The 24,194-nt window shown below is 73.8% G+C and carries 23 protein-coding genes; 12 read left to right on the top strand and 11 right to left on the bottom strand.

The features are described from left to right. Positions 1-108 precede the first annotated feature (108 nt). A complete protein-coding gene (locus L3X23_RS32325; RefSeq protein ID WP_237197158.1) occupies positions 109-546 on the top strand; it encodes an Lrp/AsnC family transcriptional regulator in 438 nt (145 codons plus the stop codon). Positions 547-565: 19 nt separating this feature from the next. Beyond that, positions 566-1,417, top strand: a complete 852-nt coding sequence (locus L3X23_RS32320; RefSeq protein ID WP_237197156.1) for an alpha/beta hydrolase — start codon at positions 566-568, stop codon at positions 1,415-1,417. On the opposite strand, the gene L3X23_RS32315 is transcribed toward L3X23_RS32320, so the two are convergent. The 7 genes from L3X23_RS32315 to L3X23_RS32285 are packed head-to-tail and all read right to left on the bottom strand — an operon-like array spanning position 1,414 to position 10,942. Then, positions 1,414-3,204, bottom strand: coding sequence for an acyclic terpene utilization AtuA family protein (locus L3X23_RS32315; protein WP_237197153.1), 1,791 nt, complete (start codon positions 3,202-3,204; stop codon positions 1,414-1,416). The two genes, L3X23_RS32320 and L3X23_RS32315, sit on opposite strands and share 4 nt — an antisense overlap. Further along, positions 3,201-3,995 carry a TIGR03084 family metal-binding protein gene (locus L3X23_RS32310; RefSeq protein WP_237197150.1) on the bottom strand — a complete coding sequence of 265 codons (795 nt, stop codon included), beginning with the start codon at positions 3,993-3,995 and terminating at the stop codon, positions 3,201-3,203. The genes L3X23_RS32315 and L3X23_RS32310 overlap by 4 nt, the downstream gene beginning before the upstream one ends. Continuing rightward, positions 3,996-4,742, bottom strand: coding sequence for an enoyl-CoA hydratase/isomerase family protein (locus L3X23_RS32305; RefSeq protein ID WP_237197148.1), 747 nt, complete (start codon positions 4,740-4,742; stop codon positions 3,996-3,998). Then, a complete protein-coding gene (locus L3X23_RS32300; protein ID WP_308116970.1) occupies positions 4,739-6,682 on the bottom strand; it encodes a biotin carboxylase N-terminal domain-containing protein in 1,944 nt (647 codons plus the stop codon). Before L3X23_RS32300 ends, L3X23_RS32305 begins: the two co-directional genes overlap by 4 nt. Positions 6,683-6,687: 5 nt before the next feature. Beyond that, the gene (locus L3X23_RS32295) at positions 6,688-8,286 is read right to left on the bottom strand and encodes an acyl-CoA carboxylase subunit beta (protein WP_237197146.1); all 1,599 of its coding nucleotides are present in this window, start codon (positions 8,284-8,286) and stop codon (positions 6,688-6,690) included. Continuing rightward, entirely contained in the window at positions 8,283-9,803 is a 1,521-nt protein-coding gene (locus L3X23_RS32290) for an AMP-binding protein (RefSeq protein WP_237197144.1), read from the bottom strand. The genes L3X23_RS32295 and L3X23_RS32290 overlap by 4 nt, the downstream gene beginning before the upstream one ends. Then, positions 9,803-10,942, bottom strand: coding sequence for an acyl-CoA dehydrogenase family protein (locus tag L3X23_RS32285; RefSeq protein ID WP_237197142.1), 1,140 nt, complete (start codon positions 10,940-10,942; stop codon positions 9,803-9,805). Before L3X23_RS32285 ends, L3X23_RS32290 begins: the two co-directional genes overlap by 1 nt. A gap of 72 nt (positions 10,943-11,014) precedes the next feature. Between L3X23_RS32285 and L3X23_RS32280 the strand changes: the two genes are divergently transcribed. Both L3X23_RS32280 and L3X23_RS32275 read left to right on the top strand, forming a co-directional pair. Beyond that, positions 11,015-11,632: a TetR/AcrR family transcriptional regulator gene (locus L3X23_RS32280; RefSeq protein WP_237197139.1), complete on the top strand. Its 618-nt coding sequence runs from the start codon at positions 11,015-11,017 to the stop codon at positions 11,630-11,632. A 45-nt stretch (positions 11,633-11,677) separates the two neighbouring features. Then, the gene (locus L3X23_RS32275) at positions 11,678-13,387 is read left to right on the top strand and encodes an AMP-binding protein (protein WP_237197138.1); all 1,710 of its coding nucleotides are present in this window, start codon (positions 11,678-11,680) and stop codon (positions 13,385-13,387) included. A gap of 8 nt (positions 13,388-13,395) precedes the next feature. On the opposite strand, the gene L3X23_RS32270 is transcribed toward L3X23_RS32275, so the two are convergent. Next, positions 13,396-14,244, bottom strand: coding sequence for a LysR family transcriptional regulator (locus L3X23_RS32270; RefSeq protein WP_308116969.1), 849 nt, complete (start codon positions 14,242-14,244; stop codon positions 13,396-13,398). An 82-nt stretch (positions 14,245-14,326) separates the two neighbouring features. Here L3X23_RS32270 and L3X23_RS32260 point away from each other — a divergent pair, with 82 nt between their 5' ends. The 8 genes from L3X23_RS32260 (at position 14,327) to L3X23_RS32225 (ending at position 20,993) form a co-directional block, all read left to right on the top strand. Further along, a complete protein-coding gene (locus L3X23_RS32260) occupies positions 14,327-15,196 on the top strand; it encodes a TIGR03564 family F420-dependent LLM class oxidoreductase (RefSeq protein WP_237197136.1) in 870 nt (289 codons plus the stop codon). A 344-nt stretch (positions 15,197-15,540) separates the two neighbouring features. After that, positions 15,541-16,632 (top strand): ABC transporter substrate-binding protein, encoded by a 1,092-nt coding sequence (locus tag L3X23_RS32255; protein ID WP_237197134.1) that lies wholly within the window; start codon positions 15,541-15,543, stop codon positions 16,630-16,632. A gap of 17 nt (positions 16,633-16,649) precedes the next feature. Next, a complete protein-coding gene (locus L3X23_RS32250; RefSeq protein ID WP_237198181.1) occupies positions 16,650-17,408 on the top strand; it encodes an ABC transporter ATP-binding protein in 759 nt (252 codons plus the stop codon). Continuing rightward, positions 17,398-18,273 (top strand): ABC transporter permease, encoded by an 876-nt coding sequence (locus L3X23_RS32245; protein WP_237197132.1) that lies wholly within the window; start codon positions 17,398-17,400, stop codon positions 18,271-18,273. The genes L3X23_RS32250 and L3X23_RS32245 overlap by 11 nt, the downstream gene beginning before the upstream one ends. Before the next feature lie 52 nt (positions 18,274-18,325). Continuing rightward, positions 18,326-18,712: a hypothetical protein gene (locus tag L3X23_RS32240; protein ID WP_237197130.1), complete on the top strand. Its 387-nt coding sequence runs from the start codon at positions 18,326-18,328 to the stop codon at positions 18,710-18,712. Next, on the top strand, positions 18,709-18,915 hold the full coding sequence (locus tag L3X23_RS32235) for a hypothetical protein (protein ID WP_237197128.1): 207 nt from the start codon (positions 18,709-18,711) through the stop codon (positions 18,913-18,915). The genes L3X23_RS32240 and L3X23_RS32235 overlap by 4 nt, the downstream gene beginning before the upstream one ends. 21 nt (positions 18,916-18,936) lie before the next feature. Continuing rightward, positions 18,937-19,620, top strand: a complete 684-nt coding sequence (locus L3X23_RS32230; RefSeq protein WP_237197126.1) for a response regulator transcription factor — start codon at positions 18,937-18,939, stop codon at positions 19,618-19,620. Then, on the top strand, positions 19,617-20,993 hold the full coding sequence (locus L3X23_RS32225) for a HAMP domain-containing sensor histidine kinase (protein ID WP_237197124.1): 1,377 nt from the start codon (positions 19,617-19,619) through the stop codon (positions 20,991-20,993). Before L3X23_RS32230 ends, L3X23_RS32225 begins: the two co-directional genes overlap by 4 nt. Before the next feature lie 70 nt (positions 20,994-21,063). On the opposite strand, the gene mftD is transcribed toward L3X23_RS32225, so the two are convergent. The 3 genes from mftD to L3X23_RS32210 all read right to left on the bottom strand — a co-directional run bounded on the left by mftD (position 21,064) and on the right by L3X23_RS32210 (position 24,193). After that, a complete protein-coding gene (gene mftD, locus L3X23_RS32220; RefSeq protein WP_237197121.1) occupies positions 21,064-22,242 on the bottom strand; it encodes a pre-mycofactocin synthase MftD in 1,179 nt (392 codons plus the stop codon). 167 nt (positions 22,243-22,409) lie between these two features. After that, positions 22,410-22,694, bottom strand: a complete 285-nt coding sequence (locus tag L3X23_RS32215; protein WP_237197119.1) for a hypothetical protein — start codon at positions 22,692-22,694, stop codon at positions 22,410-22,412. Between the two features lie 404 nt (positions 22,695-23,098). Then, positions 23,099-24,193: a CE1758 family FMN-dependent luciferase-like monooxygenase gene (locus L3X23_RS32210; RefSeq protein WP_237197116.1), complete on the bottom strand. Its 1,095-nt coding sequence runs from the start codon at positions 24,191-24,193 to the stop codon at positions 23,099-23,101. Between the last annotated feature and the right edge of the window lies 1 nt (position 24,194).

Below are 24,194 nucleotides of genomic sequence, written 5' to 3'. Positions count from 1 at the left end.
GTCACAGTGCAGCGAGCGACGACGCGGCACGCAAGCGACTCGGGGGAAGTGCCCCCGAGAACGCAAAATATTGCCGTCCAGGCCGTCGTCAGCCGTAGTCTCTTGCGCGTGGCGGATGTGGATGACCTGGATCACCGACTGCTCGGGCTGCTCCTGGAGGACGGGCGGCGGACGTACTCGGACATGGCGGGCGTCGTGGGGCTGTCGGTGGCGGCGGTGAAGCGGCGGGTGGACCGGCTGCAGGAGATCGGCGTGATCACCGGGTTCACGGTGCGGGTGGACCACACGAAGCTCGGCTGGGGGGTGGAGGCGTTCACCGAGCTGCGCTACGCGGGCTCGACGGGGGTGGCGGACATCGTCGCCACCGCGACCACCGTCCCCGAGGTGCAGGCCGTCTACACGATCGCGGGCGACCCGGACGCGCTCGTGCACCTGCGGGTGCGCGACGTCCCGCACCTGCAGCACGTCATCGACCGGCTGCGGACCGCGGCCACCATCGCCGGCACCAAGACGCTGCTCGTCCTGGGAGCATGGACCCGCACCTGAGCCCAGCAGAGGAGTCCCCGTGCAGACCTTCACCTTCCCCGGCCGGGACGGCACCGAGATCACCGCCTACCGCTGGACCCCGACCGGCCCGCCCCGCGGGCTCGTGCAGCTCACCCACGGGATGGGCGAGCACGCCCGCCGGTACGCGCCCCTGGCGTCGGCCCTGGTGGAGCAGGGTTTCGCGGTGCAGGCGCAGGACCACCGCGGGCACGGCGCCACCGCCGTCACCCAGGGGGTGCTCCCGGGCGGCTGGCCCGCGCTGGTCGACGACATCGGGGTGCTCCTCGAGCTCGGCCGCGCGGAGTTCCCGGGCGTGCCGGTGGTGCTGCTCGGCCACTCGATGGGCTCGTTCGCCGCGCAGCAGTGGATCCTCGGGCACTCCGACGCCGTCGACGGGCTGGTCCTGTCCGGCACCGCGCTGCTGGACCTGCTCGAACCCGCGCTCGACCTGTCCGGCCCGATGGACCTGTCGTCCTTCAACGCGCCGTTCGAGCAGCGCACCGGGTACGAGTGGCTCTCCCGCGACCCCGCCCAGGTCGACCTCTACGTCGCCGACCCGGAGTGCGGTTTCGGGCTCGACGTCGAGGGCACGCAGGGCATGTTCGCGGGCGGCCGCGCGGTCGTCGACGTCTCCGCGATCCGCCCGGACCTCCCGGTGCTGATCACCGTCGGGGACGCGGACCCGGTGAACGCCGGGCTCGCCCTGGTCACACCCCTGGTCGACCGGCTCGCCGCCGCCGGGGTGAAGGACGTGACGCTCTCGGTGTGGCCCGGGGCCCGGCACGAGGTGTTCAACGAGACCAACCGGGACGAGGTCGTCGCGGACCTGCTCGCCTGGCTGGACCGGGTGGTCCCGGGCGCGTCCTCCTAGAGCAGCTCCTCCGGGATCGGGACCACGCGGCTGCGCAGGTACTCGCCCAGACCCTTGGCCTGCGGGTCGGGGCGGGTGCTCGACGCGACGCCCGCGCCCAGGATGTCGTGGACCACGACGTTGAGCGCCTTGAGGTTCGGCAGCGCGTGCACCTCGATCTCCAGGTCTGCGACCTCGGGTCCGAGCAGGTCGCGGGCGGTGTCGGCGGTGAGGAACCCGCGCAGCCAGGCGTACTCGGCCTCGGTGCGCACCCACACCCCGATGTTCGCGTCCCCGCCCTTGTCCCCGGACCGCGCCCCGCAGACCGTCCCGAGGGGCAGGTCCCTCAGCGCGGCACCTTTGCGCTGACGGCCGATCCGCACCTCGGCGCCGGATGCGGATGCGCTGTCAGTGCGGGGTGGGGCGACGGGCGCATCGACCCGCACCTCGGCAACCGATGCGGATGCGCCGTCAGTGCGGGGTGGGGCGACGGGCGCGCCGACCTCCGGGTCCGGGATCACCCGGCGCTCCCCGCCCGGCAGCACGACCGTGTGCGTGACCGCCTCCCGCGGCACGGCGGCGGGGCGGTAGACGCCGTAGGCCGACTCCGCGGTCGGCGGGGTGGTCGTGTGGAAGCCCGCGTAGCCGCCGAGCGCCAGCTCCATCGTCGCGTTCGAGAACGCCCGGCCGACCAGCCTCGGGTCCGGGTCCTTCACGGTGATCCGCAGGTGGGCGGTCGCCTGCTCGTTCGCCGGCGCGTCGGGCCGGTCGAAGCGCAGCAGCCGCACGTCCACCTCGGCGAACCGGTCCCGGCCGCCGAGCACGGAGAACAGCAGCTCCTCGGCCCACGCGGCCTTGGCCTCGACGTCCAGGCCGGTCAGGACGAGGGTCATGGTGTTGCGGTAGCCGCCCGCGTCGTTCAGGGCCACCTTGAGCGTCGGCGGCGGCGCGCTGCCCCGGACGCCGGAGATCCGCACCCGGTGCTCCCCCACCTGCGCCACCGCGATGGTGTCGAAGTGCGTGGTGCAGTCCGGCCCGAGGTAGGCGGGGGCGCCGATCTCGTAGAGCAGCTGCGCCGTGACGGTGCCGACGGAGACCAGCCCGCCGGTCCCGGGGTGCTTCGTGATCACCGACGAGCCGTCCGCCGCGACCTCCGCGATCGGGAAGCCGGGATAGCGCCGGTCGGTGATCTCGGACAGGAACGAGTAGTTCCCGCCGGTCGCCTGCGGCCCGCACTCGATCACGTGGCCCGCCACGACCGCACCGGCCAGGGCGTCGAAGTCCGCGGGGGACCAGCCGTGCCACCAGGCCGCCGGGCCGACGACGAGCGACGCGTCCGTGACCCGTCCCGTGACGACGACGTCCGCCCCGGCCGACAGGGCCTCCGCGATCCCCCACCCGCCGAGATAGGCGTTCGCGGACACGGGCTTCCCCTCGACGGGCGGGCGGACGGCACCCAGCGACCCGCGCAGGTCGTCTCCCTCCACGTAGGCCACCCGGGCCCCGGTCCCGAGCGCCTCGATCGCGGCGGCGAGGCCCGCCGGGTTGAGCCCGCCCGCGTTCGACACGACCTTGATCCCGCGTTCCAGGCACAGGGCGAGCACGTCTCGCATCTGGGCCAGGAAGGTCTTGGCGTAACCCGCGTCGGGGTCCTTGGCCTGGGCCTTCGCCAGGATCAGCATGGTCAGCTCGGCGAGGTAGTCCCCGCACAGGACGTCGATCGGGCCGCCCTCGACCATCTCCCGCGCCGCCCGCAGCCGGTCGCCGTAGAAGCCGGAGCAGTTGCCGACGACCACCGGCCGGGTCACGCGAACGTCCCCGGCTCGCGTCCGGTGCCCGGTGCACCGGCGAAGGCCTGTCCGATCTCCACCCACTCCTGCGCGGCCGGGCCGGTGACCACGAGCGCGAGGTCGTCCCGGTGCCGCCGCTGGGTGATCAGCAGTGCCCAGTCCAGGGCGGTGCCGGTGATCCGGTCCGCGGCGTCCGCGGGCCCCCAGGTCCACAGCGAGCCGTCCGGCGCGTCCAGCTCCACCCGCACGGGGGCGTCCGGCACGGGACGGCCGCGGACGGCGTGGCTGAACGCCCGCGCCCCCACCCCGATGTGCGCCACGTGCCGCAGGCGCGCCGAGGGTTCGCGAATCACGCCCAGGGTGTCCGCGACGTCCTGGCCGTGTGCCCAGGTCTCCATGATCCGCGCGGTCAGCGACGAGGCCGCGCTCATCGCGGGCCCGAACCACGGCACCCGCAGCGCCGGGTCGAGCGCGGCGAACGTGCGGACGAGCCGGGCACGGGAGGCGTCGAACCAGGCCAGCAGCTCGCCGCCGGAGAGCCCGCGGTAGCGCGCCGCGACCTCGTCCGGGTTCACCCCGCCGCGCGCCTCCAGCTCGGCCTTCTCGGCGGCGAACACCTCCGGCTCGGTCGCGGACGTGACCGTGACGTCGTCGAAGTAGGCCAGGTGGGAGACCTGGTCGGCGATGGACCAGCCCGCCGCCGGGGTGGCGCGCTTCCAGTCCGGCTCGTCGAGCTCGGCGAGCAGCGCGCGCAGCACCGCCGACTCGGCCTCCAGGTCGGCCGCGAGCAGCGGCATCGAGACGGGCACTCAGATCCCCTTCCAGACCGGGGTGCGCTTGTCGCGGAAGGCCGCCGGGCCCTCCTGGGCGTCCGCCGAACGGTAGACGGGCGCCCAGATCTCCTCGGCTCGGTCCCAGACGTCCGGCCTGCCGAGGTAGGCCGTCTCCTTGGCCGCCCGGACCGAGAGCGGCGCGTTCGCCGCGATCCGTTCGGCGAGCTCCTGGGTGCGGGCCCGCAGGTCCGCCGCGGGCACCACGTGGTTGACCAGCCCGAACGCCTGGGCGCGGGCGGCGTCGAGCGGGTCCCCGGTGAGCAGGATCTCCAGCGCGATCCGCGGCGGCACCAGCCAGGACAGCGGGGCGGCCCAGGGCGACCCGCGCCCGACCTTGACCTCCGTGACCGCGAACCGCGCGTGCTCGGCCGCCACGACGAGGTCGCACTGCTGGGCCAGCAGGAACCCACCGGCGTAGGCCACCCCGTTCACGGCGGCGATCGTGGGCTTGCGCACCTCGACGTTGCGCCCGAACTGCGGCAGGAAGTCCGGGGGCGGGATCTCCAGGGCGGTCTCCGCCATCTCCTTGAGGTCCCCGCCCGCGCAGAAGGCCTTGTCCCCCGCACCGGTCAGGACCAGCACCACCGCGTCGGGGTCGGCGACGAAGCGGCGCGTGCCCTCCCACAACCCGTCTCGCACGTCCCTGCTCAACGCGTTCCGCGCCTCGGGCCGGTCGATGGTCAGCCAGGCGACCCCGGCCACCACCTCGTACGTGACGCTCACTCGACCACCGCCAGCACCTGTCGGGTCTCCACCTGGTCGCCCTGGGCGACCCGGACCTCGGCGACGGTGCCGTCCACGGGCGCGGTCACGGTGTGCTCCATCTTCATCGCCTCCAGCACGACGAGCGGCTGCCCGGCCGTGACCGCGTCGCCCTCGGTGGCGAGCACCCGGACCACTCCGCCGGGCATCGGGGCCAGGAGCGAACCGGCGTGGGCGACGGCGTCCGGATCGGCGAAGCGGGGCACCTCGACCAGGGCGACGGACCCGTCCGGCCCGTCCACGAACGTCGTGTCGGCCACGGCGTGCACGGCGTAGTGCCGCCGCACCCCGCCGACCTCGAGGTCCACGTCGGTGGGACTCGCGGCGAGCACGCGCACCTCGAGGGGCTCGCCGTTGACCGAGGCGGTGAACCCGTCCCGACGGAACGAGTAGGAGACGTCGAACCCCTCGTAGCTGCGCCGTTGCGGCAGTCCGCCCACGTTCCGCCATCCCGATGGCAGCCCCCCGAGCACCCGCGCCGACGCCCGGTCCGCCGCCTGTGCCGCGAGCGCCGCCGCGAGCGCCCGTGCGTGGGAAGTGGTGCCAGAGCACCACTTGCCACTCACGAGCTCGGCGTGCCTGGTCAGGTAGCCGGTGTCGGTGCGGCCCGCGAGGAACTCCTCCTCGCGCAGGATCCCCACGAGCAGGTCCCGGTTCGTGGTGACGCCGTGGAGCTGCGCCTGTTGCAGGGCGCGGGCCAGGGTGCGGGCGGCCTCGGCGCGGGTGCGGCCGTGCGCGATCACCTTGGCCAGCATCGGGTCGTAGTGCGGGCCGACCACCGAGCCGTCTGCCACGCCGCTGTCCACGCGGACGCCCGGCAGCTCCGGGATGCGCACGCGGTGCAGGGTGCCCGTCGCGGGCAGGAACCCGGCCGGGACGTCCTCGGCGTAGAGCCGGACCTCGATGGCGTGCCCGTCGATTGCGGCCCGGGTGACCGACGCGGGCAGCGGCTCCCCTTCGGCCACCCGCAGCTGCAGCGCCACCAGGTCCAGCCCGGTGACCAGCTCGGTGACCGGGTGCTCCACCTGCAACCGGGTGTTGACCTCGAGGAAGAAGAACTCGCCGCGCTGGTCCATCACGAACTCGACGGTCCCGGCGCCGGTGTACCCGATCGCCTTCCCGGCCGCGACGGCCGCCGCGCCGAGCTCGGCCCGCAGCGCGGGGTCCACCGCGGGGGACGGCGCCTCCTCGACGATCTTCTGGTAGCGCCGCTGGATGGAGCACTCCCGCTCGAACAGGCTGACGACCTCGCCGTGGGTGTCCCCGAGGATCTGCACCTCGACGTGGCGCGGGTCGACGACGAACCGCTCCAGGAACACCGTCCCGTCCCCGAACGCCGAGGCGGCCTCGCGCCGGGCGCCGTCCACGGCGGCGCCCAGCTCGGCCGGGGTGTGGACCACGCGCATGCCGCGCCCGCCGCCCCCGAAGGCGGCCTTGACCAGCACGGGGTACCCGATCTCCGCGGCGAGCGCCCCGAGGTCGGACTCCGGCCCGACGGTGGCCCCGGGCAGCACCGGGACCCCGGCGGACTCCATGAGCGCCTTGGCCTCGAGCTTGGAGCCCATCGACGCGATCGCCTCGGGCGTCGGGCCGACGAACGTCAGGCCGGCCGCGGCGCAGTCCCGTGCGAACCCGGCGTTCTCCGACAGGAAGCCGTAGCCGGGGTGCACGGCGTCCGCACCGGTCGCGCGGGCCGCGGCGATCACCAGGTCGCCGCGCAGGTAGGTGTCCGACGGGGCGGCGCCGGGGAGCCGCACCGCCTCGTCGGCGAGCCGCACGAACGGGGCGTCCGCGTCGGGGTCGGAGTACACGGCGAGGGTGCCGATGCCCAGGTCGTGCGCGGTGCGCATGACGCGGGCGGCGATCTCACCGCGGTTGGCCACCAAGAGTTTCCGAATCACGGGCCTCACATCCGGAAGACGCCGAAGCCACGGCGGCCTGCGACGGTCTGGGAGTGCACGGCCGACAACGACAGGCCGAGCACGGTGCGGGTGTCCCGGGGGTCGACGACGCCGTCGTCGTAGAGCTTCCCGGTGACGTAGAAGGCGTGCGACTCCGCCTCGATCTGCTGTTCGATCGCCCGGGTGCGGGCGGCGTCTCCCTCCTCGTCGAACGGTCTCCCCTGCGACGCGGCCGACGCCCGCCCGACGATCGACATCACCCCGGCGAGCTGCGCCGCCCCCATCACCGCGAGCTTGGCGCCGGGCCAGGCGAACATCAGCCGCGGGTCGTAGGCGCGGCCGGACATGCCGTAGTTCCCCGCCCCGAAGCTCGACGCCATGTTGATCGTCAGGTGCGGGACGCGGCTGTTGGTCACGGCGTTGATCATCTTGGCGCCGTCCTTGATGATCCCGCCCTGCTCGTAGTCCTTGCCGACCATGTAGCCGGTGGTGTTCTGCAGGAAGACCAGCGGCGTGTCGGTCTGGTTGGCCAGCAGGATGAACTCGGACGCCTTCTTGGCCTCCTCGCTGAACAGCACGCCGCGGTGGTTGGCCAGGACCCCGACCGGATAGCCGTGGACGCTCGCCCAGCCGGTGACCAGGGACGTGCCGTAGAGCGGCTTGTACTCGTCGAAGTCCGAACCGTCGACGGTGCGGGCGAGCACCTCGCGCGGGTCGAAGGGCACCTTGGGGTCGGGCGGCAGGATCCCGAGGATCTCCTCGGGGTCGTAGCGCGGCGGCGCGGGGTCGCGCGCCGGGGCGGGGCCGAGCTTGTGCCAGTTGATCCGCGACAGGATCCGCCTGCCGAGCCGGATGGCGTCCTGCTCGTCGGCGGCGAAGTAGTCCGACAGGCCCGAGACGCGGGAGTGCATCTCGGCGCCGCCCAGCGACTCGTCGTCCGACTCCTCGCCGGTGGCCATCTTGACCAGCGGCGGACCGCCGAGGAACACCTTGGCGCGCTGGTCGACCAGCACCGCGTAGTCACACATGCCGGGGACGTAGGCGCCGCCCGCCGTGGAGTTGCCGAAGACGAGCGCGACGGTCGGGATCGCCAGCGACGACAGCTCGGTGAGCTCGTGGAAGATCCGCCCGGCGGGCACGAACAGGTCCGCCTGGGTGGGCAGGTCCGCGCCGCCGGACTCCACCAGGTTGATCACCGGGAGCCGGTTGATCCGCGCGATCTCCAACGCGCGCAGCGTCTTGCGCAGCGAGTACGGGTTCATCGCCCCGCCGCGCACGGTGGGGTCGTGCCCGATCACCACGCACTCCACGCCGGACACCGCGCCGATCCCGGTGAGCACCGAGGCACCCACGGTGAACTCGGTGCCCCACGCGGCCAGCGGGGAGAGCTCCAGGAACGGGCTGTCCGGGTCCAGCAGCAGCTCCAGCCGCTCCCGCACGGTGAGCTTGCCGCGCTCCCGGTGGCGCTGCGTGTAGCGCTCGCCGCCGCCCGCGACGGCGAGCTGCAGCTGCTCGTCGAGCTGGGCGATCACCTCCAGCTGGGCCGCGCGATTGTGCGCGTAGGCCTCCGCGGAGGTGTCGAGCAGGGACGTCAGCACGGTCATGAGTAGTGCTCCCCGAACCGGTCGCGGACGACGTTCTTCTGGATCTTCCCGGTCGACGTGCGGGGCAGCTCGTCGACGACGATCACGGCCTTGGGCACCTTGTACCCGTCGAGCCGGTCCTTCAGCGCCGTCCGCAGCGCCTCGGGGTCGACCACCGCCCCGGGCTTCGGGACCACGACCGCGGTGATCGCCTCGCTCCACCGCGCGTGCGGCAGCCCGACGACCACCACCTCGGCCACGTCCGGCGCGGCGTCGTACACGGCGCGCTCGACCTCCAGGGACGCCACGTTCTCGCCGCCGGTCTTGATCACGTCCTTGGAGCGGTCCGCGAACCAGAGCACGCCGTCCTCGCCGAACCGGCCGACGTCCCCGGAGTGGAACCAGCCGTGCCGGAACGCCTCCGCGGTCGCCTCCGGGTTGCGCAGGTACTCCTGCATGGTCGACGGCCCGCGGTAGACGATCTCCCCGGTCGCGCCGCGCGGCAGCAGCGTGCCGTCCTCGGCCATGATCCCGACCTGCACGCCGGTGAGCGGCGTGCCGACGGCGCCGACGTGCGTGAGCTGGTGCTCCGGCCGGAACAGCGTGGTGATCGGGGACATCTCGGTCTGCCCGAAGAGCAGGCTGAACTCGCACCGGAACCCGTCGAGGCAGGCCTTGATCTGGGACTCCGGCATCGCGGCCATGGCGTAGGTGGCGCGGCGCAGGCTGCCGAGGTCCCGATCGCCGAACGACGGGTGCTCCAGCGCCGCCCGGTACATCATCGGCAGCCCGAACACCTGCGTGATCCGCTCGCGCTCGATCGTGTCGAGGAAGCGCTCGGGCTCGAAGCCGCGGTGCACGTGGATCGTGGCGCCGACGGTGATCGCGGGCGTGCAGAAGGCGTTCAGCTGGGCGGTGTGGAACATCGGCATCATCGCGACGAAGCGGTCCGCCGCGGACCAGCCGTTGTCCAGCGCCGCGGACATCGACTCCAGGTGGATGCCCAGGTGGGTGCCCACCACGCCCTTCGGGAACGACGTGGTGCCGGACGTGTAGAGGTAGCTCAGCGGGGCGCGGTCCGGGATGTCGACCTCGACCGGGGACGCGTCCGCGGACTCCAGGTCGGCCAGGGACTCCGCCACCACCACGTCCGCGACGCCGGCCTCGGCGACCGCGGGCGCCGTCGCCTCGACCAGCCCGCGCTCCACCACCAGCCCGCGCGCCCGCGAGTGGCCGAGCACGTAGGCGACCTCGGAGGCCCGCCAGCCCAGGTTGATCGGCACGCAGACCACACCCGCCTTGGCGCAGGCGTAGTAGACGGCGAGGAACTCGGCGCTGTTCGCCGAGGCCAGGGCCAGCGCGTCCCCCACGGCGTACCCGCGCTCGAGCAGGCCGCGGGCCAGCCGGTTCACCCACGCGTCCAGCTCGGCGTAGGTCCAGCGGCGGTCCCCGTCGACCACCGCGAGCTGCTCCGGGCGCGCGAACGCGCTGCGGGTGAGCTGGTCACCCACGTTGACCCGCTGGATCAGGGAGCTCATCAGTACGACCTCGGCAGCCCGAGGCTGTGCTGCGCCACGAAGTTCAGCACCATCTCCCGGTTCACCGGCGCGATCCGCAGCAGCCGGGCCAGGCCCCAGTACGGGAGCAGGCCGAACTCCTGCGCCACGCCGTTGCCGCCGTGGGTCTGCATCGCGGCGTCGCAGGCGGCCAGCGCCGCCTCCGCGGCCCCGTACTTGGCCATGTTCGCCGCCTCCCCGGCCGGATGCCCGTGCTGGTGCAGCCACGCCGCCTTGCGGGTCATCAGCGCCGCGAGCTCGGTCTCGATCTTCGCCTTGGCCAGCGGGTGCGCGACGCCCTGGTGGGTGCCGATCGGCTTCCCCCACACCTCGCGCTCGCCCGCGTACCGCGCGGCCCGGGACAGGGCGTAGCGCGCGATCCCGACGCACAGCGCCGCGCCCGTGATCCGCTCCGGGTTGAGCCCGTGGAAGACCTGTCGGAACCCCTGGCCCTCCTCGCCGACCAGCGCGGAGGCGGGCAGCCGCACCTCGTCGAAGTGCAGCGTGAACTGCTTCTCCGGCAGCATGACGTCCACGGGCAGGATCGACTTCTGCAGCCCCGGCGCGTCCGTGGGGACCAGGAACAGCGACAGCTGCCCCTCGTCCCCGGTCCGGGCGACGAGCAGCAGCGCCTCGGCCTCGTCCACCCCGGAGATGTAGTACTTCTCGCCGGTCACCACCCACTCGTCCCCGACCCGGCGGGCCCGGGTGGTGAGCTTGTGGGTGTTCGACCCCGCGCCGGGCTCGGTGATCGCGAAAACCACCTTGCGACGCCCGCTCGCCAGGCCGGGGAGCCACTCCTTGCGCTGGGCGTCGGTGCCGTACTCGACCAGCACCTCGGCCGAGATGGCGTGCGTGACCAGCAACAACAGGATCGGCGCGCCCTGCGCGGCAATCTCCTCGCAGACCAGGGCCAACTCGACCAGCCCGCCGCCGCCCCCGCCGTACTCCTCGGGGACGTTCACCCCCGCGAACCCCGCGTCCCCGAGCGCGTGCCACAGCTCGGTGCACTCGGTGCCCGCCCGGGCGTGCTCGGCGTAGTACGCCCCGCCGAAGGGGGCGGCGATCGCGCCGACGGCGGCCCGCAGGTCGCGGTGCTCGTCGGACTCGGTGAAGTCCACCCTGACTCCCTCTGAAGTGATTTTCCGTTCACTCGTAGCGGACCGTACCGCGAGACTGTCACACTTGGCCAGGTGTCCACCGCACCCTCGCGCACGCACCGGCCCCGCCGGGACCCGGACCGCCGCGAGCGCATCCTCGCCGCCGCCGCCGAGCTCGCGGCGCGGCGCGGCTTCCACACCGTCGGCATGGCGGACATCGGCGCCGAGGCCGGGATCGTCGGGTCCGGGATCTACCGGCACTTCGGCAGCAAGGACGCCATCCTGGTCGCCCTGCTCGACCGGGTGATGGAGCGGCTGCAGTCCGGCGCCGAGGAGATCCTCGCCCGGCCCGGGAGCGACCGGGAGCACCTGTCCGCGCTGGTCGAGGACCACATCGCCGTCGCCATCCAGGACCGTGACGTGCTGGCCGTCTACCACCGGGAGATCCACACCCTGGCCGAGGAGGACCGGCGGCGGCTGCGCCGGGCGCAGCGGCACTACGTCGAGGACTGGGTGCACGTGCTCGCCCCGCTGCGCCCCGACCTGTCCGACGGCGAGGTGCGCCTGGCCGTGCACGCGGCCATCGGCGCGATCCAGTCCACGCTGTTCTTCCGCAGCGGCCTCGCCGACGAGCGGCTCGCGGCGCGGCTCGACGTGATGACCCACGCGTGTCTGGGCATCGACGTGGATCCGCGAGTGAATCTGCAGTGACTCGGGTCTTGCCGGGAGTGACTCGGATCACGCATCCTGGGCGGCATGCTGCCTGAGATCCCGCACGGCACCGCGCTGCCCGACGCCGCGACGATCGACGTCGAGACCCTGCGGGGGCGTCGCGCGGTGCACCGCTGGGAGCGGACCTCGGTCGGGGACGTCTTCGAGCGCCTGACCTGGAGCCACCCGGACACACCCGCGCTCGTCGCCGCGGACGGCGCCTTCGGCGAGTTCCCGTCGGTCACCTACCGCGAGGCGGACGCCGCGGCGAACCGGGTCGCCCACGCGCTGGCCGCGGCGGGCCTGCAGCCCGGCGACCGGGTGCTGCTGATCTGCGAGAACAGTGTCGACGCACTGCTGGTGAAGATCGGGATCGCGAAGGCGGGCATGGTCGCGGTGCCGCTGAACCCCCAGCTCGCGCCGGACGTGGTGGAGGACCTGGTCCGGCGCACCGAGCCGCGGTTCACGGTGGTCGACGCCGAGCTGTGGGGCCGGGTCGAGCAGGTGTTCGCCGTGACCGGGCTCGCGGTGGGCGCCACCATCACGGTGGGTGGGGGTCCGGTCGCCGGGAGCCCGAGCCTGCGGACCCTGCTCGCCGACCACCCGGACACCGAGCCCGAGGTCGAGATCCACGGGGACGACGTCTGGCAGCTGCTGTTCACCTCCGGCACCACGGCGATGCCGAAGGGCGTGATGGTCACCCACTCGGCCACGCACCTGGCCGCGCTGAACTTCACGGTGTCGCTGACCCGTGGCGTGCGCCACGACTCCGACCTGCGGCTCTGCACGTTCCTGCCGATGATCTACCACGTCGGCGACCAGATCTTCACCTTCTCGACCTGGCTCGCGGGCGGCACCCTCACCCTGGGCAGGCGCCCGGCGCCCGGACCGGTCGCGCAGGCCGTCGCCGAGAGCGGGGCGACCGCGCTGTGGGCCGGGTCGCCGCAGTTCGTGGCAGCCCTCGCGGACACCCTCGACCAGCGGCCGGACCTGGACGTCGGCTCGCTGACGATCCTGGTCTACGGCTGGGGCGCGCTGGCACCCGCGCTGCTGGAGCGGCTGTCGGCGCGCACGGCGGAGGGCTTCGTCGCGCTGGGGATCTTCGGGCAGACCGAGGCCATCGCGTGCCACCGGTTCTGGCCCAGCCGCTGGCCGGAGGTGCACGCGCGCACCGCGCCCGCCGTCAACTACGTGGGGCTCCCGAGCGGGATGCTGGCCTCGGACGTCGTGGACGCCGCGGGCGACCCCGTGCGCGGCGGCGAACCGGGCGAGGCGGTGTACCGCTCGCCGATCATGACCGCCGGCTACTACAAGGACGTCGAGGCGACCCGGGAGGCGTTCCGCGGCGGGTGGTTCCACTCCGGGGACTCCGCCGCGGTGGACGACGACGGCCTGCGGATCATGGTCGACCGCTACAAGGACATCGTGAAGTCCGGCGGGGAGAACGTGTCGAGCATCCGGGTCGAGGCGGTGCTGCACGAGCACCCGGACGTGCTGCGGGCCGCGGTGATCGGACTGCCGCACGCGCACTGGGGCGAGGCGGTGACCGCCGTGGTCGTGCCGCGGGAGGGGCACGAGCCCGAGGCGGACGAGCTCGTGGCCTGGTGCCGCGCGCGGCTCGCGGGCTACGAGACCCCGAAGGCCGTCGTGTTCGCCGAGTCACTGCCGGACACCGTCGGCGGCAAGATCCTCAAGTACCGGCTCCGGCAGCGCTACGCCGCCCTCTACGAGCAGGCCCCGACGACCTCCACCTGATCCCCGCGTCAGGAGAAGGCCGCGGCCAGCGCGTCGGCACACTCCCGGGCGCCGTCGGCGGGGAGCAGGAGCAGCCCGGGGACCGTGAGCGGCGGGGCGAAGGGTCGCAGCATGGCGCCGCAGGAGGCCAGACCGGCCTGCTCGCCGTAGACGACCGTCCAGTCCCGGTCGCCCGCCGCGATCTCGACCGCGGTGTCCTCGACCGACCGGACCTCCCGCCCGCGTTCGGGATCCAGGCCCTCCTCGGCGCAGCGGCCGAGCACCGCGGCCTCGAGGGCCGGGTCGGCGGGCAGCCGCAGCCGCAGGTCCTTCAGCTCGCGGACCGCGACCGGGCCGCCCGCCGCCGGGTGGGCGCGGGGCAGCACCACCCGCAACGGCTCCTCCCACAGCCGCACCGACCGCGTCCCGGGGACCTCGCCGCGGACCAGCGCCGCGTCGAGCTCGCCGCGCCGGATCGCGCGCGCGTGGTCCGCCGCCCGGCCCTCGACCAGCCGCAGCCCGAGCTCCGGCGACGACACCCGCAGCGTCCCGACGCCGCGGCGCAGCCGCTCCCCCAGCCCCGGGCTCGTCCCCAGCCGGAAGACCCCCGTCCGCCCGGACGCCAGGTCCTCGGCCACCGACCGCACCCGGTCGACCGCGGCGAGCGCGGCCCGCGCCTCGACGAGCAGCCGGGCGCCGTCCCCGGTCAGCGCGACCCGCCGCGGGGTGCGGTCCAGCAACCGGACGCCCAGCTCGCGTTCGAGGCGCCCGATCTGCTGGCTGACCGCGGGCTGCACGATGCCCAGCCGCTCGGCCGCGCGACCGAAGTGCAACTCCTCCGCGACCGCGACGAAGTAGCGCAGCTGCCGGACCTCCACGGGCACCTCCATCACCGATCGTGATCGCTGCACAGGGTAGGTGCTCGTTGCTCGGCGCGGCCGCCGCGAGTGGGCTGGGGACATGCGCATCGGACTGTGGATCGACGAACACCGCCCCTTCCCGGAGGTGGTCGCCGACATCGAGAAGGCGGCCGCGGCCGGCTACGACACGGCCTGGATCGGCGAGCGCGCCGGCTGGGACGCCCTCACCGTGTTCGCCGCCGCGGGCGATCGGGGGATCGGTCTCGGCACGGCCGTGACCACCACCTACCCGCGCCACCCGCTCGCGCTCGCCGCCCAGGCCCTCACCACGCAGGCGGCGACGGGCGGGCGGTTGACCCTGGGAATCGGGCCGAGCCACGGCCCGGCGGTCGAGGACCGCTACGGGCTGACGTTCGACCGACCGGGCACCCACACCGAGGAGTACCTGGGGATCCTGCGGCCCGCGCTGGCCGGTGCCGCGGCCGACCTGGACGGACGCGTACTGACCGGGCACGGCGGCGTCGTCGCGCCCGGGGTGTCCGCGCCGCCGGTGCTGCTCGCCGCGCACGGACCCCGGATGCTGCGGCTGGCGCGCGACCGGGCGGACGGCGTGCTCACCACGTGGACCACCCCGCGGGCGGTCGCCGAGGAGATCCGTCCCACGGTCGGGGACGACGTCGCGGTCGTCGCGGGGGTCGTGTTCGCCCTGACCGGCGACCCGGACGGCACCCGCGCGGAGATCGGCGCGGCGTTCGCCCTCGCGAACGACCTGCCCACCTACCGGCGCTGGCTGGACCTGCAGGGACTCGCGGGCGCGGCGGACACGGTCGTGGCCGGGGACGAGCAGGTCCTCGGCGACGCGGTGCGCGCCTTCGCCGACGCCGGCGTGACCGAGATCTCGGCGATCCCGGCGGGGGTCGGGGCGGAGCGCGAGCGGACGCTCGCATTCCTCGCCACGCTGCGCACCTGACCGGACACCACCGCGCCCGGAACCGGGCGAAACGCCAGGAAACCCGCGTCGAGATGTCCGGTCATTACGGGCCCGCTCTCGGTACGCGGACGTCGGCTTGTCCGGTCCACCACGGGCGTCCACCATTGGGGTATGACGACGACCGCGCCGCGCACCCTTCGTGTGCGCACCCTGCGGTCCTTCGATCTGGAGCGGTTCTGGCCGTCGCGCCGGAGCCACGCGTTCGACGAGGGGTGTCGGTAGGGAGCCGCGTCTCCCCTGCCCACCACCCGTGCGTCGACCTCCGCCGGGACCCCGGCGATCCGGGGTGCCCGCGCGTCCCCGGAAGGATCCCGAACCCCGCCATGCCCGCCCCCGCCCTGCGCCGCCTCGTCACGGTCGGTGCTGCCGCCCTCGCGGCCGTCGGTCTCGCCGCCGGTTGCTCCCGCGCCGCGGAGACCCCCGCCTCCTCGACCCCGGCGCAGAACACCACCCCCGCGGCCGAGCTGCGCCTCGGGTACTTCCCGAACATCACCCACGCCCCCGCGCTGATCGGCGTGGCGCAGAACTTCTACGCCGAGGAGCTGGGCAGCGACACCACGCTGACCACCCAGACCTTCAACGCCGGACCGGACGAGGTGAACGCCCTGCTCGGCGGCTCGCTCGACGCCGGGTTCATCGGCACCAGCCCCGCGATCAACGCCTTCGCCAAGTCGAACGGCGAGGCGATCCGGCTCATCTCGGGGTCCACCCAGGCCGGCGCCCAGCTCGTCACCAGCCCGGACATCACCTCGCCCGAGCAGCTCAAGGGCAAGATCATCGCGACGCCGCAGCTGGGCAACACCCAGGACGTCGCGCTGAAGAAGTGGCTCGGCGAGCAGAACCTGCAGATCGGTGAGGGCCCGGACAAGGTCACCGTCCAGAACATCGACAACCCGCGCACGCTGGACCTGTTCAAGCAGGGCCAGGTCGCGGGCGGGTGGCTGCCCGAGCCGTGGAGCTCGCGGCTGGTCGACGCCGGGGCGAAGGTCCTGGTGGACGAGAAGAGCCTGTGGCCGGACGGCAAGTTCCCGACCACGGTGCTGATCGTGCGCACGCAGTTCCTGCAGGAGCACCCGCAGACCGTCGAGGCGCTGGTCAAGGGGCTGCAGCGGTCCATCGACTTCGCCACGTCGAACCCCGACCAGGCGAAGACCATCACGAACGACTCGATCAGGGCGATCACGAACTCGGCGCTCGCCCCGGCCGTGCTGGACCGGGCGTTCACCGAGCTGAGCTTCGACAGCGACCCGCTCGCCTCGACCTTCCCGCAGCTCGCCGAGGACAGCGTCACCGCCGGGGTCACCCCGACGGAGACGGACGTCCACGGACTGTTCGAGCTGACCGCGCTCAACACCGTCCGCCAGGCGGACGGCAAGCCCGCGGTGAACGCCGCAGGCCTCGACAAGCAGGGGTGACGCACGTGACGGTGCAGATGGAGCAGCGTGAGGCCGTGAGCACGGCGGTGGAGTTGTCCGGCGTCGGCAAGACGTTCGGGGCGGGCGGGTCCGCGGTGACCGCGCTGCGCGACATCGACCTGCGTGTGGCCGAGGGCGAGTTCGTCTGCCTGCTCGGCGCGTCGGGCTGCGGCAAGTCCACCCTGCTCAACCTGATCGCCGGGCTGGACGAGGCGACGACGGGCACGCTCTCGGTGCGCGCTGCCCGGCCGTCGTTCATGTTCCAGGAGGCGGCGTTGATGCCGTGGCTGACCGCCACGCGCAACGTCGAGCTGGCCCTGCAGCTCGCGGGCCTCGGCAAGGCCGCCCGCCGCGAGCGAGCCGCCGAGCTGCTCGCCCTCGTCCGGCTGGACGGGGTGGGCGACAAGCGCCCGCACGAGCTCTCCGGCGGCATGCGCCAGCGGGTCTCGCTCGCCCGCGCGCTGGCCGCGGCCACCGCGCGCGGCGACCAGGGTCCGGGCCTGCTGCTGATGGACGAGCCCTTCGCCGCGCTCGACGCCATCACCCGGGACGCGCTGCAGGGTGAGCTGCTGCGCGTCTGGGAGGCCACCGGGACCACGATCGTCTTCGTGACCCACGACGTGCGCGAGGCCGTCCGGCTGGCCCAGCGCGTGGTCCTGCTGTCCTCCCGCCCGGGCACCGTGGTGCGCGAGTGGCAGGTCGACGGGGACGAGAGGGTCCTGCACGAGGAGATCACGGGCCGGCTGCGACAGGTGATCACGAGCCATGCCGCCTGAGCTCGACCAGCGCGACACCGACCGGGACACCCTCGCCGGCCTCGACGCGCTGGACACCCCCACCGTCCGCCGCACGTCCTGGTGGCGGCGGCTGAGCAGCTCGGTCCTGCCGCCGGTCGTCGCGCTGGTGCTGATCATCGTCGTCTGGCAGATCGTCTGGGCGACGGCGGTCCTGCCGGAGTACCAGCTGCCCGCGCCCGCCGCGGTGTGGGACTCGTTCCTGCAGATCGTGGCGGACGGCAGCATCTGGTCGATCCTGTGGACCTCCATCAGCCGGGCCTTCCTCGGCTTCCTGATCGCGCTGGTCATCGCCACCCCGCTGGGGCTGCTGGTGGCGAAGGTGCCGGTGGTGCGCTCGGCGATCGGGCCGCTGCTGTCCGGGCTGCAGAGCCTGCCGTCGGTCGCGTGGGTGCCCGCCGCGGTGCTGTGGTTCGGGCTGACGGACGCCACGATCTACTTCGTGGTGCTGCTGGGCTCCGTGCCGTCCATCGCGAACGGCCTGGTCGCGGGCATCGACCAGATCCCGCCGATCCTGCCGCGGGCCGGGCGGGTGCTCGGCGCGCGTGGGCTCGCCGCGGCCCGGCACGTGCTGCTGCCCGCCGCCCTGCCCGGGTACCTGGCGGGCTGCAAGCAGGGCTGGGCCTTCGCCTGGCGCTCGCTGATGGCCGCGGAGATCATCGCCGCGGGCCCGGCGCTCGGCCTGGGGCTCGGCGCGTACCTGAAGCAGGGCAGCGACTTCAACGACATCGCGGGGGTGTTCTCCGCGGTGCTGTTGATCCTCGTCGTCGGCATCGGCATCGAGCTGCTGGTGTTCCGCCCCCTCGAGCGCAGGGTGCTGCAGGCGCGCGGCCTGGCGCTTACCTGACCCGAACACTCCCCGCACCGGGGGTGCACCCGCGAGCGCGATCGTGGTCCGCATGAAGCGAACACTGATCGTGAGTGGCGTGCTCGTCGCCGGCCTGGCGGCGGGTTCGGGCATCGCCCTGGCCGACGGCGGGTCGACGGCGCCGCCGACCACCTCGTCCGCAGCCCCCTCGTCGGGGTCGGAGGCCATCTGCACCCAGCGGATCCCGAAGGCGCTCGACCGCGTCGGCAGGCTCATCGCGCGGATCGAGGGCGACGCGTCCACCACGGGGTCCACCGCCGCTCTGCAGGCCCGGGCCGCCAAGGCGCGCGCCGCCGGGCGCACCGCACTCGCCGACCTGCTCGACGCCCGCGTCCAGGACCGCCCGCAGCGGCTGCAGGACCTGCAGGACCTGCAGCACCAGCTGACGGACATCCAGACCCGGGACTGCGGGAAGTGAGGCGGGGTGCGCTCCTGCTCGGCGTGGTCGGCACGCTGCTGCTCGCGGGGTGCGGCACCGGGTCGACCCCGGTCCCACCGCCGCCACCGGCCGCGACCGCAAGCGCCGACACGCCGGAGAGCGCGGACGCCCGGCTCTCCCGGATCGAGTCCGAGCTCGACGCCGTGGAGCACGACCTCGACCTCGACGACCAAGGGGGCTGAGGTCGCCGGCACGATCGGGCCATGACCGACCGGGGCCTCGTGCTCGTCGTCGAGGACGACCGCGCCATCGCGGACCTCGTCCGCCTCTACCTGCGTCGGGACGGGTACGGCGTGCACGTCGAGGAGACCGGGGAGGGTGGGCTCGCCGCGGTGCGGCGGCTGCGGCCGGTGGCGGTGGTCCTCGACGTCGGGCTCCCCGGGCTCGACGGCATCGAGGTCTGCAGGCGGCTGCGGGCCGAGGACGACTGGACCCCGGTGCTGTTCGTGACGGCCCGGGACGACGAGGTCGACCGCATCGTGGGCCTGGAGATGGGCGGAGACGACTACGTCACCAAGCCCTTCAGCCCGCGCGAGCTGGTCGCCCGGGTCCGGACGGTGCTACGGCGCGCCGCCGCCCGCCCCGCGACGGGCGAGGAGGTCCTCGAGCTCGGCGGCGTCACGATGAACGTGGACCGCCGCCGGGTCACGGTCGGGGGCGTCGAGGTGGCGTTGACCTCGACCGAGTTCGACCTGCTCGCCCACCTGCTGCGCCGTCCGGGCCGGGTCTTCTCGCGGGCGCAGCTGCTGGGCGCGGTCTGGGGGTACACGACGGGCCCCGGCACCCGCACGGTGGACGTGCACGTGGCCCAGCTGCGCGGCAAGCTCGGCCCCGGCAGCCCGATCCGCACCGTGCGCGGGGTGGGCTACGGGGCGGACGCCCCGTGACGACGGTCGCGGTCGTCCCGGCGCGGGCGGCACGGACCGGGTTGGCGTGGCGGATCGCCGCCTGCTGCCTGCTCGTCGCGGTGGTCGCCGTCCTGGTCGCCGCGCTCGTGTCGCTGCGGCTGATCTCGCGGACCGCCGAGGAGGTCACCCGCGCGGTGCTCGCCGACCAGGCCGACGTGGTCGCCGCCCAGCTCGCCGACCCCGATGCGGCGGCGCGGCCGTGGGCGGGTCTGCGGCAGGTGGTGGCCGTGCTGCGGGGGCAGGGGGTGGCCGTCGTCGCGGTGGGCGGGGACCGGCCCGCCTTCGTCGGCGCCCCCGACCCCGCGGTCCGGGAGGTGCTGCGCCGGGCGGGCGTCGACGGCTCGGCCGTGACCGCGCCGGTGTCCGCGAGCGTCGGGGGCTGGGTGGTGGAGGCGCGCCCGTCACCGGGTGGCGGGTTCGCGCTGGTCCGCAGCGCGGACGCGGGGCCGCTGCCGAACGGGATGATCCGGCGCAACCTGGGTTTCGCGCTGCTGTCCGGCGCGGGCGTGGCGATCGTGGTCGGGCTCGTCGTCGGCGGGCTCGCGGCCCGGCCGCTGCGGCGGACGGCGCGGGCCGCCCACGCGCTGCGCACCGGCAGGCGGGACGTCCGGGTCCCGGTCCGCGGTCCGAGCGAGGTCGCCGAGGTCGCCGCGGCGGTCAACGACCTCGCGGACGCGCTCGCGCGCAGCGAGGGCCGCAGGCGCGAGTTCCTGCTGTCCGTCAGCCACGAGCTGCGGACCCCGCTGACCGGCGTGCGCGGGTTCGCGGAGTCCCTGGTCGACGGCGTGGCCGACGGTCCGACGGCCGGGCGGACGATCCTCGCGGAGTCCCGGCGGCTGGAGCGGCTGGTCGACGACCTGATGGAGCTGGCGCGGCTGGAGGCGGACGACTTCCGGATCGACACGGTGCCCGTGGACCTCGCGGCGCTGGTGACCGAGGCGGCCCCGGTGTGGGCCGAGCGCTGCCGGGTTACGGGCGCGGTGCTGAGGGTGGAGGTCGGTGGGCCGGTCCCGGTCGCCGGTGACCCCCGCCGGCTCCGCCAGGTGCTCGACGGGCTGGCCGAGAACGCCCTGCGCGTCACGCCCGCGGGCCGACCACTGGTGCTCGCGGCTCGGCCACCGGGGGTGCTGGAGGTCCGCGACGGCGGGCCGGGGCTCGCCCCCGACGACTACGCGGTGGTGTTCGAGCGCGGCACCCTGCACGAGCGCTACCGCGGGCACCGGCCGGTCGGCGCGGGTGGCGTCGGCCTGGCCCTGGTGCACGGCCTCGTCACCCGGATGGGCGGGCGGATCACGGCCGCCCACGCCCCCGAGGGCGGCATGCAGGTCACGACCGAACTCCCGCCACCCTGAGGCATTGTGGAGCCACAACTGTCGTTTCGGGCTCCGAAAACGACAGTTGTGGCTCCACAATGCGGGGAGGTCAGGGCTTCGGGCTCAGGGCGAAGCCTTCAGGGATGACGAGGTCGTCCCGGGAGAGCTCGTCGATGCCGGACTTGCCCAGGCCGAGCAGGGTGGAGTCGATGCCCTGGCGCAGGACCTCGAGCACGTTCATCACACCGTGCTGGCCTGCCGCCGCCATGCCCCACAGGTAGGCGCGGCCGATCAGTACGGCCTTGGCACCGAGGGCGAGGGCCTTCACCACGTCGGACCCACGGCGGACGCCGCCGTCCATCAGCACCTCGATCTGGTCGCCCACGGCGTCGACGATCGCGGGCAGGGCGCGGATCGAGGCGGGCGTGCCGTCGAGGTTGTTGCCGCCGTGGTTGGACACCGAGATGGCGGTGACGCCCGCGTCGACGGCCCTGCGCGCGTCGTCCGGGTGCATGATCCCCTTGACGGCGAACGGGCCGCCCCACTGCTCCCGCAGCCAGGCGACGTCCTCCCAGGTCACCGGCGGGGTCTGCATCCACTGGAAGTAGGCGCCGAAGAAGGTCGGCGGCTTCTCGTCCCCGATCGCGAGGTTCGGGGTGGTGAGGTCGGGGAGCTTCCCGCTCTTGGCGAAGTCCCACAGCCAGCGCGGCTTGCGCAGCACCTCGGGCGCGAAGTGCAGCGCCGCCTTGAGGTCCACCTTCTCCGGGATCATCGGGGCGTCCCAGTCCCGCGCCGAGTCGAACGACCAGTCCAGGGTCATGATCAGACCCTTGGCGCCCGCGGCCTTGGCCCGCTCGGCGCGGGCGAGCAGCTGGTCCCGGGAGCCGACCCAGTACATCTGGAAGAAGGTCTTGTCGTTGACCGCGGCGACGTCCTCGATGCTGCGGGAGGCGAAGCTCGACAGCCCCATGGCGACGCCCGCCCCGGCCGCGGCACGGGCGACCGCGACCTCCCCCTCCGGGTAGACGGCCTGCACGCCGGTCGGCGAGATGATCACCGGCATCGAGAGGTCCTGCCCCATGACCGTGGTGCCCTTGGCCCGCTCGGCGGGGGCGTCGGCGATGCGGGGGCGGAATCCCAGCTCGTCGAAGGCCGCGACGTTGTCCGAGATCGTCAGCCCCTTCTCGGTCCCGGCGACCAACGCCAGGTAGACCGACCGCGGCAGCCGCTTCTTCGCTCGCCGCTGGGCCTCGGCGACCGTCTCGAACCATTCCTTCGTGCTGGCCATCTCGCCTGCCCCTTCGCAGCTGGACGTCTCTGGTGGCCGCCACCCTACTATTTCGGCACTCAGTGCCATAGTGGGTTCCGGACAGACCCTGTCCGAACCGACGGGACACACCTGGACACACGAACGGCCCGCGACCGGAGAGGTCGCGGGCCGTTCGGGGCCGGGTTCTAGTCGGCGCGCCGCAGCGGGGGGTTGCGGCGCAGGGCCGACCGCGTCACCGACAGCTCGTGCGCCACCTCGGCGGCGATCAGCTCGGCGTGCAGGTCCACCTGGTACGGGTCACCGGACAGGGCGCGGTGACGGGTCACCAGGTCCTCCAGGGAGTCCAGCAGGCGGGTGACGATCTCCGTGCGGCGGTCGTCCCGGGTGGGCTTCGGCAGCCGGACGGTCGGGGGTTCCTGACTGGGGACCGACGGCGTCGGTGCCGTGCGGTCGTCTGTCGGGGCGGTCATGACGTGCTCCTACGGGGCGGACGGATCAGGGTGGCTGGGGCGGTGGCCGACGTGGTGGACCGACACAGCGCGCTCGACGTCCGCAGGTGGTCGACGGTGCGACGACGGATCAGGCGCTTCTGGTTGCGCATCTCGTTCTCCGGACGTGACGACGGGGACGGCGGTCAGCGACCGCGACACCAGCCGTGCACGGCGTGGCCGACGCGCAGCACCGAGCGGGGCGCACGAGGCGCCCGACGCTCACCACCGTTGTCGGCCACGCACCCAGGCTGCCCTTCCTCCCGCTGCGCGGCAACCGATTTCGGTGACGAAGGGTCAAGGTCACAACCGGGAACCATCGCGCTCCCCCGCACGTCTCGGGTGCCACCCACACTCCGGGCGACACGCTCGGTGACCCCCGGGCGTCAGGCGGGCTGCGGCACGGCCCGCGCAGCGAGCCGCTCGGCGTGCGTGGGCGGGTCCGACGGGACCCCCGCCGGGCGGCGCGCCTCGAACTCCGCGCGCAGCGTCGGGAGGATCTCACCGAGCAGGTCGAGCTGCTCCAGCACCGTCTTCTCCGGCAGGCCCGCGTGGTCGACGAGGAACAGCTGGCGCTGGTAGTCGCCGAAGTGCTCGCGGAAGGTGAGCGTGCGGTCGATCACCTGCTGCGGACTGCCGACGGTCAGCGGGGTGCGCTCGGTGAAGTCCGCCATCGAGGGGCCGTGGCCGTAGACCGGGGCCTCGTCGAAGTACGGCTGGAACTCGTTCCAGGCGTCCTGGCTGTTGCGGCGCATGAAGAACTGTCCGCCGAGCCCGACCGTCGCGGTGTTCGCCGGGCCGTGCCCGTGGTGTTCGAACCGCTGCCGGTAGAGCCCGATCAGCCGGGTGTAGTGCTCCGGCGGCCAGAAGATGTTGTTGGCGAAGAAGCCGTCGCCGAAGTAGGCGGCGATCTCCGCGACCTCCGGCGTGCGGATCGAGCCGTGCCAGACGAACGGCGCGACGCCGTCGACCGGGCGCGGCGTGGAGACGAACCCGTGCAGCGGGGCCCGGAAGCGGCCCTCGAAGTCGATCGGGCCCTCGGCGTCCCAGAGCGCCCGCAGCAGCTGGTAGTTCTCGACGGTGAGCGGCACCGAGTTCTCGATCTCCTGGCCGAACCACGGGTACACCGGGGCGGTGTTGCCGCGGCCGAGCATCAGGTCGACCCGCTCGGGGCCCGCCAGGTGCTGCAGCATGGCGAAGTCCTCGGCGATCTTCACCGGGTCGTTCGTCGTGATGAGCGTGGTGGACGTGGACAGCACCAGCCGCTCCGTGCTCCCGGCGATGTAGCCGAGCAGCGTGGTGGGTGACGACGGGACGAACGGCGGGTTGTGGTGCTCGCCGGTGGCGAACACGTCCAGCCCCACCGCCTCGGCGTGCCGGGCGTAGCGGACCATCGCGCGGATCCGCTCGTGCTCGGACGGCGTGACGCCCGTCGTCGGGTCCCGGGTGACGTCCCCGACCGTGAAGATCCCGAACTGCATC

It is taken from the genome of Pseudonocardia sp. WMMC193, from assembly GCF_021728735.1.
In the GTDB taxonomy this organism is placed as follows: Bacteria; Actinomycetota; Actinomycetes; order Mycobacteriales; family Pseudonocardiaceae; genus Pseudonocardia; species Pseudonocardia oroxyli.
Note: the sequence above shows the minus strand (reverse complement) of the source record. Positions and strands in the feature narration are given on the sequence as shown.

What these genes read in the sequence shown, in the direction of transcription:
- L3X23_RS32295 (WP_237197146.1), bottom strand. Translation starts at nt 8,286, where the DNA reads ATGACCGTGCTGACGTCCCTGCTCGACACCTCCGCGGAGGCCTACGCG.
- L3X23_RS32290 (WP_237197144.1), bottom strand. Translation starts at nt 9,803, where the DNA reads ATGAGCTCCCTGATCCAGCGGGTCAACGTGGGTGACCAGCTCACCCGC.
- L3X23_RS32275 (WP_237197138.1), top strand. Translation starts at nt 11,678, where the DNA reads ATGCTGCCTGAGATCCCGCACGGCACCGCGCTGCCCGACGCCGCGACG.
- L3X23_RS32260 (WP_237197136.1), top strand. Translation starts at nt 14,327, where the DNA reads ATGCGCATCGGACTGTGGATCGACGAACACCGCCCCTTCCCGGAGGTG.
- L3X23_RS32255 (WP_237197134.1), top strand. Translation starts at nt 15,541, where the DNA reads ATGCCCGCCCCCGCCCTGCGCCGCCTCGTCACGGTCGGTGCTGCCGCC.
- L3X23_RS32250 (WP_237198181.1), top strand. Translation starts at nt 16,650, where the DNA reads ATGGAGCAGCGTGAGGCCGTGAGCACGGCGGTGGAGTTGTCCGGCGTC.
- L3X23_RS32245 (WP_237197132.1), top strand. Translation starts at nt 17,398, where the DNA reads ATGCCGCCTGAGCTCGACCAGCGCGACACCGACCGGGACACCCTCGCC.
- L3X23_RS32240 (WP_237197130.1), top strand. Translation starts at nt 18,326, where the DNA reads ATGAAGCGAACACTGATCGTGAGTGGCGTGCTCGTCGCCGGCCTGGCG.
- L3X23_RS32230 (WP_237197126.1), top strand. Translation starts at nt 18,937, where the DNA reads ATGACCGACCGGGGCCTCGTGCTCGTCGTCGAGGACGACCGCGCCATC.
- mftD (WP_237197121.1), bottom strand. Translation starts at nt 22,242, where the DNA reads ATGGCCAGCACGAAGGAATGGTTCGAGACGGTCGCCGAGGCCCAGCGG.
- L3X23_RS32215 (WP_237197119.1), bottom strand. Translation starts at nt 22,694, where the DNA reads ATGACCGCCCCGACAGACGACCGCACGGCACCGACGCCGTCGGTCCCC.
- L3X23_RS32210 (WP_237197116.1), bottom strand. Translation starts at nt 24,193, where the DNA reads ATGCAGTTCGGGATCTTCACGGTCGGGGACGTCACCCGGGACCCGACG.